The organism is Isoptericola sp. F-RaC21 (genome assembly GCF_038593535.1).
Classification (GTDB): Bacteria; Actinomycetota; Actinomycetes; order Actinomycetales; family Cellulomonadaceae; genus Isoptericola.
Window position 1 is genome coordinate 227,243 of record NZ_JBCFYX010000003.1, and the last position, 12,891, is coordinate 240,133.

Consider the following 12,891-nt stretch of genomic DNA (forward strand, 5'->3'; position numbering starts at 1 on the left):
ACCTCGCGGCTGTGCGGACTACCTCGCGGGGGTCTGGACTACCTCGGCGAGGGCCCGACCGGCCGCGACGGCGTCCTCCTCGGCCTGCTTGGCCATGACGGCGGCGAGGTCGGCGAACTGGTCCAGGGCGGGGTTGACGCCCACGAGGGTGAACTCGCGCTCGACGACGGTGAGGTCCGCCAGCCACAGGTCGGCGAGGATGCGGCGCAGGTAGTCGGTGTTGTGGTCCCAGCCCTCGCGCGGGGTGCCCTCGCCGAAGGCGCCGCCCCGCGTGGTGACGAGCACGGTGGGCTTGCCCTCGAGCGCGGGCACGCCGGTGCCGAAGCCGACGGTCACGAGGTCGATCCACGCCTTCGCGTGCTGCGAGACCCCGTAGTTGTACAGGGGGAGGGCGAGCACGAGCGCGTCGGCGGCGCGGATCTCGTCGGCCAGGGCGGCGGCCAGGTCGAGGGCGGCGCGCTGCTCGGCGGAGCGCTCCGCCTCGGCGACGAACCCGGCCGAGGTCGCCAGCGCCCAGGCGTCGGCCGGCAGCGGGTCCTGGCCCAGGTGCCGCGTGACGACCGTGGTGTCGGGGCGGGCGGTGGTGAGCTCGGCGACCACGGTGTCCGCGAGGGCGGAGCTGGCCGAGCGGTCGCCCTGGATGCTGGCGTCGAGGCGAAGAAGCGTCATGCGGTGGGAATCCTCCGTACGGGTCCGTCGCCCTGCCGAGGCGGGACGGCCGACGTCTTGAACGTTCAACGTGACCGTAGCCGCGCCCGCCTTGATCGTTCAAGTCGGCCTACGATGAGGCATGCCGTCCGCACCGACCGACGCCCCGGCCTGGCTCAGCGAGGACCAGCAGCGGAGCTGGTCGTCGGTGGTCGCGCTCCTCATGACCCTGCCCGCCACGCTCGACGCGCAGCTGCGCACCGACGCCGGGCTCAACCTGTTCGAGTACCACGTGCTGGTCGCCCTCGGCGACGCCCCCGACCGTACGCTCGGCATGTCCGACCTGGCCGCGCTGTCTCGCGGCTCGCTGTCGCGCCTGTCGCACGCCGTCGGGCGGCTCGAGCGCTCCGGGTTGGTGGAGCGCAGCGCGTGCTCGCACGGCAGGCGGCGCATGGAGGCCCGGCTCACCGACGCGGGCTGGGACAAGCTCGTCGCGGCCGCCCCGGGGCACGTCGCCGAGGTGCGCCGGCTGGTGGTGGACGCGCTGGACGACGGCCAGCTCGAGGCGCTCGGCGTGGCCGCCGACGCCGTCGTGCGGGCGATCGACCCGGCGCTGGCGTGCGGCGAGCGCGTCCGCAGCTGCGGGCCGCCGCCCGCGGCGGGCGCGGAGGGGTCAGCCGAGCAGGGGCGGTGAGCCGGCGCCGGTGCCGGCGATGACGCCCTCGACGGTCTCGCGCAACACGTCGCGCGGGTCGTGCGCGGGCGCCCAGTGCAGCAGCTCGCGGGCGCGCGTCGCGTCCAGGACGACGTCGGCCCGCGCCATGTCGAACCAGCCCACGTCGATCGGGGCGAGGCGCAGCCGGGACGCGACCGACAGCCCGGTCCGGGCCAGGTCGGAAGAGACGGCGACGCTGTGCCCGCCGGAGAGGGTCGAGGCCAGGTCGGCCGAGGTCAGCCAGCCCTCGGGGGCCAGGTTGAACGGTCCGGGGTGGCGGCCGACGACGACGGCGCGGTACGCGTCGGCGGCGTCGTCGGTGTGCATGACCTGCAGGCGGAGCCCGTCGAGCGCGGGCACGGCGGGCAGCAGCGCGCCCTCGGGGGCGCGCTTGGCGGCGACCCGGAGGGCGCGGGTGCCGAGCGGCCCGAGGAAGTAGCGACCGAGCTCGGCGCCCGCCTCGCGGTGCAGCATGAGCGCGGGGCGCACCCGCGTCACGACCAGCCGCGGGTGCCGCGCGGCGACGTCGTCGAGCATCCGCTCGACGACGGCCTTCTGCACGGAGTACGACGACGTGCGCACGCCGCGCCGCGGCCAGTCCTCATGCACGAGGCCGCCCGCGGGGCCGGGGGAGTAGACGCCGGAGGTCGAGCCGAACACCAGGTGCGGCACACCGCCGCGCACCACGGCGTCGGCGACGGCGCGCGAGCCGTCGAGGTTGAGGCGGCGGGCCCGCCCGGAGTCGCGCGCCGAAGGCGGCGCCCAGGCGAGATGGATGACGGCGTCGGCCCCGAGGAAGGCCCGGTCCAGGCCGCGGACGACGGCGTCCGCAGTGTCGGTGAGATCGACGCGGACCCACTCGGCGGCGGAGTGGGGGAACGACACGGTGCTGCTGCCGTCGGCGCGCGGCACCCGGCGGGCGACGCCGACGACCGAGGTCACGGCCGGTTCGCGGGCCAGTGCTCCCAGCACGGCCGTCCCGACGTTCCCGCTGGCTCCCACGACGACGACGCGCACGCTCCGACCGTAGCCGGGCCCGCGCCGCGGCGCGCGTGCAGCGCCGCCGTGTACGGGAGACACGATGTGTATAGCCAACACGGTGTGTATGCCGTACGCTCGTGTACGTCATACACACACCGACCAGAGGGGAACGGCCATGAACGACCCGATGATCGCGGTACGGGGACTGCGCAAGTCCTACGGGCGCACCGCCGTGCTGCGCGGCGTCGACCTCACCGTCCGACGCGGCGAGATCTTCGCGCTGCTCGGGCCGAACGGCGCGGGCAAGACCACCACCGTCAACATCCTCACCACCCTGATCCGCCCGGACGGCGGCACGGCGACCATCGCCGGCGCCGACGTCGTCAAGGATCCCGCCGCCGTGCGGCGCAGCATCGCGCTGACCGGCCAGTACGCGAGCGTCGACGAGTTCCAGACGGGCGAGGAGAACCTCGTCATGATGGCCGACCTCGCGCACCTGCCGAAGCGGGCCGTGCGCCGCCGGGCCCGCGAGCTCCTGGAGCGCTTCGACCTCACGCACGCCGCGGGCCGGAAGGTGAGCACCTACTCCGGCGGCATGCGCCGCCGCCTCGACCTCGCGATCAGCCTCGTCGCCGATCCGACCGTGCTGGTGCTCGACGAGCCCACCACCGGCCTCGACCCGGCGTCGCGCTCCCAGCTCTGGGAGGTCGTGCGCGGGCTGGCGGCCGACGGGACCACCATCCTGCTCACCACCCAGTACCTCGAGGAGGCCGACCGCCTCGCGGACACGATCGCCGTCCTCGCCGAGGGCGCGATCGCCGCGCGCGGCACCGCCGAGGAGCTCAAGGCCCTCGTCGCCGGCGACCACGTCCGCGTGACGTTCGACGACGTGGCCAGCCTCGCCGGCGCTCGCGGGCTCGGCGTCGCCGGCCTCGACGCCGCGGAGGAGGACCTCAAGGCGCTGGCCCTGACGTTCCCGAGCGCCGAGCCCGTCCGGGCCATCCGCGACGTCCTGGACCAGTCCGAGTCCCGTGGCCTGGCCGTCGCCGGCGTCAGCGTGGTCAAGCCGACGCTCGACGACGTCTTCCTCGCGCTCACCGGGAGCACCCCGGCTGAGCGCGCGACCGACACCACCGACCAGCCCGCCCCCGAGGAGGCCCTGCGATGACCACGACCCTGGCCCCGGCGCCGCGCACGGCGCCCGCCCCCGTCCGCGCCACGCGCGCGCCGCTGCGCGACGTCGCCGCGATGTCCCGGCGCGAGGCGCGCCGCTCGCTGCGCTCGGTCGACGGCCTCATCACCGCGTTCGCGCTGCCCGTGCTCATCATGTCGGCGTTCGTCGTCGTCTTCGGCGGGGCGATCTCCGGCGGCACCGGCGGCGAGTACATCGACTACGTCGTGCCCGGCGTGCTCATCATGTGCCTGGGCATGAACTCGGCCACGGCCGCCACCGGCGTCGCCCAGGACATGACCACGGGCACGATCGACCGGTTCAAGACGCTGCCCATCTTCTCGTCGTCGGCCCTGTGGGGGCACGTCATCGCGAGCGTCGTGCGCAACCTCGCCTCCGTGGTCGTGGTGGTCCTCGTCGCGCTCGCCTACGGGTTCCGCCCGGACGCCGGCCTCGGAGACTGGCTGGGGTTCGTGGCCTTCGCGGTGCTCGCGGTGGTGACGTTCACCTGGATCAGCGTGGTGCTCGGGCTCGTGCTCAGCGTCGAGGCGTCGATGTCGGTGAGCATGATCTTCCTGTTCGTGCCCTACCTGAGCTCCGGTTTCGTGCCGGTGGAGACGATGCCCGAGTGGCTGCACGGCTTCGCGGAGCACCAGCCGTTCACGCCGATCATCGAGTCGGTCCGCGGGCTGCTGGCGGGCGCTCCCGACGGCGGCACGATCCTCACGGCGTGCGTGTGGCTGGTGGGCTTCCTCGCGGCGAGCGTCGTCGTCGGCGGCGTCCTGTACCGCCGTCGGACCGCCCGCTGAGCACACGCCGCCGCTGGTCGAGCCTGTCGAGACCCGCGTCCGGGTCTCGACAGGCTCGACCACCGACGAGGTCGGGGATGATGAACCCATGACGGACACGCCGGAGACGGACCTGCCGGAGACCGACCCGCCCGGGCCCGACGTGCCGGAGCTGCCGCCGCGCCTCGCGCTGGCCTGGGGCGTGGCCGAGCGGCCGGAGCGCGTGCCCCGCCGCGAGCTGAGCATCGAGCGCATCGTCGAGGCCGCCGTCGAGATCGCGGACGCCGAGGGCCTCGCCGGCGTGTCGATGGCGCGCGTGGCCAAGAGCCTCGGCTTCACCACGATGTCGCTGTACCGGTACGTCACCAGCAAGGACGACCTGCTGCTGCTCATGCAGGAGGTCGCCATCGACGTCGAGTACCCGCCCGCCCACGAGCCGCCGGACTGGCGGGCCGAGCTGCGCGAGTGGGTGCTGTTCACGCTCGCCATCTACCGGGCCCACACCTGGGTGCTCGACATCCCCGTGACCGGCGCCCCCGTGACGCCCGCCAACCTGCGCGTCCTCGACGCCGGGCTGCGCGCCCTGCGCTCCACCCCGCTGGACGACGACGAGATGATCGCGACCATCCTGCTCACGACGGGGTACGTCCGGAACGCCGCGATCCTCGGGCGCGACCTGGAACGCGCCGTCGCCGAGGCGGGCGGCGACGACGACGCCCTGGGCTCGGTGTACCGGGACGTGCTGCGCCAGCTGGTCGACGAGGTGCGCTTCCCGTACCTGCGGCCGCTGGTCGAGCGCGGCACGTACGTGCCCCCCAGCGGCGGCGGGCTCGACGAGCTCGACGACGTCGCGTGGGGCCTGGAGCGCATGCTCGACGGCGTGGGCGCCTACGTCGCGTCGCGCGAGGCCGCGGGCGCCCACCCCGACGGCCGCACGCCGGCTCCCTCGACCGGCGACGATCCGGAGGTGGCCGCCGCCCTCGCGACCGCGGCCGCGTACGCCTCCGACCCCAAGGTCAAGAAGGCCGCCGGCAAGCGCAAGGACGTCGAGCGCCGGCTGCGCGAGGAGCAGAAGAAGGTGCGCGAGCGGGAGAAGGCGCTGCGCGAGGCGCGCAAGGCCGAGGCCGAGGCGGTCCGCGCGGCGCGCGAGCGGGCCGAGCGCGGCTGACCCCCCGGTGATCGAGCCTGGTGATTGAGCTTGTCGAAATCCAGTTGCCGGGTTCGACAGGCTCAACCAGCGGGGGGCCGGGTTTCGACAGGCTCAACCAGCGGGGGCCGGGTTTCGACAGGCTCAACCAGCGGGGCGGGGTGACGACAGGCTCAACCAGCGGCGGTCGGCGTGGACGCGTCGGCGGCCCGCGGGGACGAATGGCAGAATCGGCGCGTGCCAGCCCAGACCCCGACAGCCCCGACCCCGGACGGCGGCGCGGACGTCGCGCCCACCCGTGACGAGGCGGAGAGCGCGGCCAGGCGGGCGGCGGACGAGGCCCGCGCGGCCGTCGTCTCCGCCCTGCGGACGGTCATCGCGGGCGACGTCGACTCCTCCTCCCGGCGCCGCGCGGAGTACTCCACCGACGCGTCGAACTACCGCGTGGTGCCCGACGTCGTCGCCTTCCCGCGCAGCTCGCGCGACGTGGAGCGCGGCCTCGAGGTGCTGCGCGAGCTGTCCATCCCGGTGACCGCGCGGGGCGCGGGCACGTCGGTGGCCGGCAACGCGGTGGGCACGGGCGCGGTGCTCGACTTCTCCCGGCACCTGAACCAGGTGGTGTCGATCGACCCGGAGGCGGGGACGGCGGTCGTCGAGCCCGGCACGGTGATGTCGACGCTGCAGCGCGCGGGCGCGGCGCACGGCCTGCGCTTCGGCCCGGACCCGTCCACCCAGAACCGCGCGACGCTCGGCGGGATGATCGGCAACAACGCGTGCGGCCCGCACGCCGTGGCCTACGGCCGCACCGCCGACAACGTGGTGGAGCTCGACGTCGTCGACGGGCGCGGCCGGCGCTTCACCGCGGGCCGGGGCGACGCGACGTTCGCGGCCGTGCCGGGCCTGGCGGAGCTGGTGCGCGAGAACCTCGCGCTGATCCGCACGCAGTTCGGCCGGTTCGGCCGGCAGGTGTCGGGGTACTCGCTGGAGCACCTGCTGCCGGAGAACGGCTCCGACCTCGCCAAGGCGCTGGTGGGCACCGAGGGCACGCTGGTCACGGTGCTCGGCGCCACGCTGCGGATGGTGCCGGTGCCCACGGCGCCGACGCTCGTCGTGCTCGGCTACCCGGACATGCCGTCGGCGGCCGACGACGTGCCGCACCTCCTGGGCCACAAGCCGCTCGCGATCGAGGGGCTCGACGCGCGCCTGGTCGACGTCGTGCGCAAGGCCAAGGGCGAGGCGTCCGTGCCCGCCCTGCCCGAGGGCGCCGGCTGGCTGATGATCGAGGTCGGTGGCGCCAGCCAGGACGAGGCGAGCGCGCGGGCCGAGGCCATCGTGACGTCGTCGTCCGCCCTGTCGTCGCTGGTGCTGCCCGCCGGGCCGGACGCCACCAAGATGTGGCAGATCCGGGCCGACGGTGCGGGGCTCGCGGGCCGCACGCCCGCGGGCGAGCAGGCGTGGCCGGGCTGGGAGGACTCCGCCGTCCCGCCCGAGCGCCTGGGCGCCTACCTGCGCGACCTCGAGGCCCTCATGGAGCGCTACGGCGTCGACGGGCTGCCGTACGGGCACTTCGGCGACGGGTGCGTGCACCTGCGCATCGACATCCCGATGGAGACGTCGGGCTCGGTGCTGCGCACGTTCATGACCGACGCCGCGCGGCTGGTGGCGTACCACGGCGGCTCGCTGTCGGGGGAGCACGGCGACGGTCGTGCCCGGTCCGAGCTGCTGCCGCTCATGTACACGCCGGAGGCGATCCGGCTCATGGAGCGGTTCAAGGCGCTGTTCGACCCCGACGACCTGCTCAACCCGGGCGTCGTGGTGCGGCCCGCGGCGGTCGACGCGGACCTGCGCCGTCCCGCCGCCAGGCCCGTGCTCTCCACGGTCCCGGTGGGGGAGCGGGGCATGGGCGGCTCGGGCCCGCTGCATGGCATCGCGAAGAAGGCCGGGCACACCGGCTTCTCGTTCGCGCACGACCACCACGACCTCACCACCGCCGTGCACCGCTGCGTCGGCGTGGGCAAGTGCCGGGCCGACAACCACGCCTCGGGCGGGTTCATGTGCCCCAGCTACCAGGCGACGAAGGACGAGAAGGACGTCACCCGCGGGCGGGCGCGCGTGCTGCAGGAGGCGGTCAACGGCACCCTGGTGGGCGGGCTCACCGCGCCGGAGGTGCGCGAGTCGCTGGACCTGTGCCTGAGCTGCAAGGCCTGTTCGTCGGACTGCCCGGCGGGCGTCGACATGGCCCAGTACAAGTCCGAGGTGCTGCACCGGACGTACAAGGGGAAGCTGCGCCCCGTGGACCACTACGCGCTGGGCTGGCTGCCTCGCTGGGCGCGGCTCGCGGGCGGCATGCCGCGGTTCGTCAACAAGGTGCTGGGCGTGCCATGGATCGCCAAGGCGGTGCTGTGGGCGGGCGGCATGGACACCCGCCGCCAGGTGCCGCCTTTCGCGGAGATCCCGTTCCGCACCTGGTGGAAGCGGGGCTGGGCGTCGCACGGCGTGCCGGGCCTGGGCGCCGGCAAGACGCCGCACGACCGCCCCGCCGAGGAGCGGCCGAAGGTCGTGCTCTGGGCGGACTCGTTCAGCGACGCGCTCGCGCCGTCCGTGCCGCAGGCCGCCGTGAAGGTGCTCACCGAGGCGGGGTACGACGTCGTCGTGCCCGACCAGCAGGCGTGCTGCGGCCTCACCTGGATCTCGACCGGCCAGCTCGACGGCGCCCGCCGGCGGCTGTCGTCGCTGCTGTCCGTGCTCGGCCCGTACGCCGTGAACGGCATCCCGATCCTGGGGCTGGAGCCGTCGTGCACCGCGGTGCTGCGCTCCGACCTGCTGGACCTGTTCCCCGACGACCCGCGCGCCCAGGCCGTCGCGGACGCCACGCGCACCCTGGCGGAGCTGCTCACGTCGCCGGACACGGCGCCGGCCGTCGGGTCCGGCTGGGAGATGCCCGACCTGTCCGACCTCACCGCCGTCGTGCAGCCGCACTGCCACCAGCACTCCGTGATGGGCTTCGACGCCGACGAGGCGCTGCTGCGCGCCGCGGGTGCCGACATCAAGGTCCTCGCGGGCTGCTGCGGCCTGGCCGGCAACTTCGGCATGCAGAAGGGTCACTACGACGTCTCCGTCGCCGTGGCCGAGAACGCGCTGCTGCCCGCCCTGCGCGAGGCCGCGCCCGGCACCGAGTACGTCGCCGACGGCTTCTCCTGCCGCACCCAGGCCGTGCAGCTCGAGGGCACCCAGGGCAAGGCGCTCGTGGAGGTCATCGCCGAGCGGCTGTGATCCTGCGCGAGGTAGTTCGCAATCCCGCGAGGTAGTCCGAGAGCTGCCGAGGTAGTTCACATTCCCGCGAGGTAGTTCCAGTTTCGGCGAGGTAGTTCGAGACCCTGCGAGAGGATCACTACCTCGGCATGAACTGAACTACCTCGCGGAGAACTGAACTACCTCGGCCCGAGTTGAACTACCTCGCCAGGGTTCGGACTACCTCGCGGGGATGAGAACTACCTCGCGAGGGTTCGGACTACCTCGCGGAGATGAGAACTACCTCGCGGGGCCGGGGCGGCGGACGAGGGCGAGGACGCCGGAGCGGGCGGGCTCGGGGAGCTCCGGGACGAGGACGACGAGGGACTCCAGCAGCAGGTGCTCGAGCTCTTCGCGCGAGATGGCGCTGCCGCCGAGCCAGGCAGCGGTGACGTTCTCGACGAGCGCGACCCATCCGCGGGCCAGGAGCTGCAGCCGACTGCTGGGCGTGAAGCCGATGGTGCCGGCCGTCGTCGTCATGCGCGCGACGAGCGCCGTCCGCACACGCTGGAGCGCGTCCTCGGTGACGTCGTCGCCCGCCAGCGCGCCGCGCCAGATGTCCTCCCAGACGCGCCGGTGCGCCGTGACCGAGCCGAGGAACAGCGACATCGCGTGCGCCGGGCGGTCGGCGAGGGGACGATCGTCGGGTGCCAGCAGCGTCTGCTCCAGGTCGGACACCGCTTCGAGCGCGACCGTGCGACGCAGCGCCGTCGTGGACCCGAAGTAGTGGAAGACGAGCGCCTTGGACGCTCCGGCGCGGGCGGCCGCCGTCGCCGGGGTCAGGGTGTCGAGCCCAGCGGCCTCGGCCTCCGCGACTGCCGCGGCCAGCAGCTGGCGACGCCGGTCCGACGGCTCGTGGCGCGTGCGGGGGCGCGGGGTGGCGGAGGTCATGGCCACAGTTGTACGGCGTTATTGACCAGCAGTCAACACCGGCCGTAGAGTTGTTGATCGCAAGTCAACAGTGCGTCGGGGGACGGGGAGCAGGGTGCAGATCACGCTGAGCGGGGTGCGGGTCGAGGGGCGTCGGGACCCGATGCTGGAGGCCACCGACCTCGCCTGGTCGACGGGGGAGTGCCTGCTCGTCGCCGGCGAGCCGGGGCACGGCCACACCGCCCTCGCGCTCGTCGCGACGGGGCGGTTCGTCCCGTCGTCCGGCACGGTGCGGCTCGACGGCGCCACCGTGCGCCCGTCCGCGCTGCGCGCCCGCACCGCCGTCGTCGACGTGCCGGGCATCAGCGAGCCCGACGACGCCCTGACGCTGGCCGACGTCGTCGCTGAGGGCCTCGCCCTCGCCGGCCGCCGGTCGCTGCCGGGCGACGTGACCCGCTGGCTCGAGGCGCGCGGCCTCACCGAGGACCGCGGGCTCCGGGTGGACCAGCTGCCCGGCGTCGTGCGGACCGCCGTGCTCGCGGCGCTGGCCACCGAGAACCCGGACGTGCGGTTCGTCGTGCTCACGCTGCCCGACCGGCACGGCGGCGACGCCTCCGGCTGGTGGGAGACGGCGCGCACGCTCGCCGCGTCGGGGCTCGGCGTGCTGGTGCAGTGCACGCGGTCGTCCGCCCGTGACCTGGGCGTCGACCTGCCCCCCGCGCGCGGCGCGACGCTGCACGAGCCGCCGCAGGTCGTGCGGCGCGAGACGCCGGGCGAGCCTGCTCCGGTGGTCGAGCCCGTCGAGACCCAGGACCCCGATTCGGCGACGGGGGTTTCGACAAGCTCAACCAGCGATGTCGAGACCCAGGAAGCCGACGAGCCGTCCGACGAGCTGGAGCCGTCCCCGGAGCCGGAGGCCCGCGCCGAGGAGGAGGTGGAGGAGCCGCTCGACGACACCCCGCCCGACGAGCAGCCCGCCGAGCGGCCCGACGTCGACCAGTCCGAAGACACCCCGATCCACGACACCCTGGTCGCAGCGCCGGCCGACGACACGCAGGAGGAGGCCCGATGACCGCGGTGCGGCTCGCCCTCTCGGAGCTCAAGCGGCTCGCCGCCGGGCGCCTCCCGAAGCTGGCCATCCTCGCGATGGCGCTGATCCCCACGCTGTACGCGGGGCTGTACCTGTTCGCCAACCACGACCCGTACGGCAACCTCGAGCAGGTGCCGGCCGCCGTCGTCGTGCAGGACGAGGGCACCACGACCACCGACGCCGAGACGGGCGAGAAGACGGAGCGCGACTTCGGCCGCGACGTCGCCGACCAGCTGCTCGACGACGGCGGGTTCGGCTGGGTCGAGACGTCCCAGGCGGACGCTGAGGCGGGGGTGCGCTCCGGCCGCTACGACGCCGCGCTCATCATCGGCCCGACGTTCTCCGCCGACCTGGCGTCGGCGGGGGAGTTCGAGCCGGAGCAGGCCAGCCTGACGCTCATCACGAACGACGCGAACAACTACCTGGCAGGCACGATCTCCGACACGATCGTGGGGAAGGTGCGCGACTCCATCGCGGAGGAGGTCGGTACGGAGGCGGCCGACACGTTCCTGCGCGGGTTCGCGTCCATCCACACCAACCTCGCGGACGCGGTGGACGGCGCGGAGCAGCTGCTCGACGGCGCCACGCAGCTCGACGACGGCCTCGCCGACGCGGACGACGGCGCGCACACGCTGGCCGACGGGGCGAAGCAGGCCGCGGACGGCGCGGCCACCCTGGACGGCAAGGTCGGCACGCTGGCCGACGCCGTCGGGCAGCTCGACGACGGCGCGGGGCAGCTCGCGTCGGGCCTCGGGACGCTGCAGGACAAGACCGCGGACCTGCCCGCGCAGACGAAGAAGCTCGCCGACGGCGCGGCGCAGGTGGCCGACGGCAACGCGCAGGTGGCGCAGTACGGCCGCGAGGCCGCCGACGCGGCCGGGCAGGTGCTGCCGACCCTCGACACCGCGCGCTCCGACGCGAAGGACGCGTTCGCCGGGGCGCAGGGCGACCTCCGGGACCGCATCGACGCGCAGGTCGCCGCGGTGTGCGGCGACGTGCCTGACGACCAGCAGGAGCAGTGCGAGCAGATCGCGGGGAAGATCACCGCCGAGGTGCGCGCGGGCGTCGACGAGCAGCTCGGCGCGGTGCAGCAGGACGTGGACGGCGCGCTCGATGCCCAGCGCAAGGACGTGCAGTCCGCCGTGACGAAGGTGGAGGGCGCGTCGCAGCAGCTCGACACGCTCGCCGACGGCTCGCAGCAGGTGGCCGACGGCGCCGCCACCCTGGCGGGCGCGACGCCGCAGCTCACCGCTGGCATCGCGTCGGCGGCCGACGGCGCGGACCGGCTCGCCGACGGCACCGGGCAGCTCGCTGACGCCACGCCGGCGCTGGTCGACGGCGTGCACCGGCTCGCCGACGGCACGGCGCAGGTCTCGGACGGCGCCGCGGACCTCGCCGCCGGCACGACGAAGCTCGCGGACGGCTCCGGGGAGCTCAAGAGCGGCACGAAGGAGCTGCGCGACGGCCTCGCCGAGGGCCTCGGCCAGGTCCCGGACCTCGACGACCAGACGCGCAAGGACACCGCGTCCACCATCGGCAACCCGCTCGAGGTGCGCAACGACGCCCTGTCGTCGGCGGGCACGTACGGCGCCGGCCTCGCGCCGTTCTTCCTGTCGCTGGCCACGTGGATCGGCGCGTACGTGCTGTTCCTGCTGGTGCGGCCGCTCTCGACGCGGGCGCTCGCGGCGGGCCGGTCGGGGCTCGCGACGGCGCTGGGCGGCTGGGCCACGCCGGCGGCGATCGGCGTCGTGCAGGTGGCGGCGATGTTCGCGGTGACGAAGTTCGCGCTGGACATCCAGCCGTCCTACGGGCTGTTCACGGCGCTGTTCCTGGTGCTCGTGTCGGGCACGTTCGTCGCGGTGCTGCAGGCGCTCAACGTGTGGCTGGGCGCGGCGGGCCAGTTCCTGGGGCTGGTGCTCATGCTGGTGCAGCTCGTCACCGCGGGCGGCACGTTCCCGTGGCAGACCATCCCGCAGCCGCTCAAGGCGATGCACCAGTTCATGCCGATGACCTACGCCGTGGAGGGCCTGCGGCAGCTGCTGTACGGCGGCAACCTCGCGACCGTCACGCGCGACGTCACCGTGCTGCTGGGCGTGCTCGTCGTCGCGCTGGGGCTCACGACGCTCGCCGCCCGCAAGCAGCGCGTGTGGACGGTCACGAAGCTCCAACCCGAGCTCGTGCTGTGAAGCT

Annotated in this window: 10 protein-coding genes; 7 read left to right on the forward strand and 3 right to left on the reverse strand. The window is 74.3% G+C overall.

Features of this window, described 5'->3' with window-relative positions; translation table 11 throughout:
* Positions 1-18: 18 nt before the first annotated feature.
* On the reverse strand, positions 19-669 hold the full coding sequence (locus AAG589_RS11615; protein WP_430567414.1) for an FMN-dependent NADH-azoreductase: 651 nt from the start codon (positions 667-669) through the stop codon (positions 19-21).
* Between the two features lie 121 nt (positions 670-790).
* On the opposite strand from AAG589_RS11615, the gene AAG589_RS11620 reads away from it, so the two are divergent.
* Positions 791-1,342, forward strand: a complete 552-nt coding sequence (locus tag AAG589_RS11620) for a MarR family winged helix-turn-helix transcriptional regulator (RefSeq protein ID WP_430567415.1) — start codon at positions 791-793, stop codon at positions 1,340-1,342.
* Here the strand turns inward: AAG589_RS11620 and AAG589_RS11625 are convergent.
* Positions 1,322-2,380, reverse strand: coding sequence for an NAD-dependent epimerase/dehydratase family protein (locus tag AAG589_RS11625; RefSeq protein ID WP_430567416.1), 1,059 nt, complete (start codon positions 2,378-2,380; stop codon positions 1,322-1,324). The genes AAG589_RS11620 and AAG589_RS11625 overlap by 21 nt on opposite strands.
* A 139-nt stretch (positions 2,381-2,519) precedes the next feature.
* On the opposite strand from AAG589_RS11625, the gene AAG589_RS11630 reads away from it, so the two are divergent.
* The 4 genes from AAG589_RS11630 (at position 2,520) to AAG589_RS11645 (ending at position 8,723) form a co-directional block, all read left to right on the forward strand.
* Positions 2,520-3,512, forward strand: coding sequence for an ATP-binding cassette domain-containing protein (locus tag AAG589_RS11630; RefSeq protein WP_430567417.1), 993 nt, complete (start codon positions 2,520-2,522; stop codon positions 3,510-3,512).
* Positions 3,509-4,324, forward strand: coding sequence for an ABC transporter permease (locus tag AAG589_RS11635; protein WP_430567418.1), 816 nt, complete (start codon positions 3,509-3,511; stop codon positions 4,322-4,324). The genes AAG589_RS11630 and AAG589_RS11635 overlap by 4 nt, the downstream gene beginning before the upstream one ends.
* 88 nt (positions 4,325-4,412) lie before the next feature.
* The gene (locus tag AAG589_RS11640) at positions 4,413-5,471 is read left to right on the forward strand and encodes a TetR/AcrR family transcriptional regulator (protein ID WP_430567419.1); all 1,059 of its coding nucleotides are present in this window, start codon (positions 4,413-4,415) and stop codon (positions 5,469-5,471) included.
* A 216-nt stretch (positions 5,472-5,687) separates the two neighbouring features.
* Entirely contained in the window at positions 5,688-8,723 is a 3,036-nt protein-coding gene (locus AAG589_RS11645) for an FAD-binding and (Fe-S)-binding domain-containing protein (protein ID WP_446719729.1), read from the forward strand.
* Positions 8,724-8,981: 258 nt separating this feature from the next.
* On the opposite strand, the gene AAG589_RS11650 is transcribed toward AAG589_RS11645, so the two are convergent.
* Positions 8,982-9,632: a TetR family transcriptional regulator gene (locus AAG589_RS11650; RefSeq protein WP_430567420.1), complete on the reverse strand. Its 651-nt coding sequence runs from the start codon at positions 9,630-9,632 to the stop codon at positions 8,982-8,984.
* Positions 9,633-9,726: 94 nt separating this feature from the next.
* On the opposite strand from AAG589_RS11650, the gene AAG589_RS11655 reads away from it, so the two are divergent.
* Positions 9,727-10,683 carry a hypothetical protein gene (locus tag AAG589_RS11655; protein ID WP_430567421.1) on the forward strand — a complete coding sequence of 319 codons (957 nt, stop codon included), beginning with the start codon at positions 9,727-9,729 and terminating at the stop codon, positions 10,681-10,683.
* Positions 10,680-12,887 carry a YhgE/Pip domain-containing protein gene (locus AAG589_RS11660; protein ID WP_430567422.1) on the forward strand — a complete coding sequence of 736 codons (2,208 nt, stop codon included), beginning with the start codon at positions 10,680-10,682 and terminating at the stop codon, positions 12,885-12,887. The genes AAG589_RS11655 and AAG589_RS11660 overlap by 4 nt, the downstream gene beginning before the upstream one ends.
* The last annotated feature ends 4 nt before the right edge of the window (positions 12,888-12,891 follow it).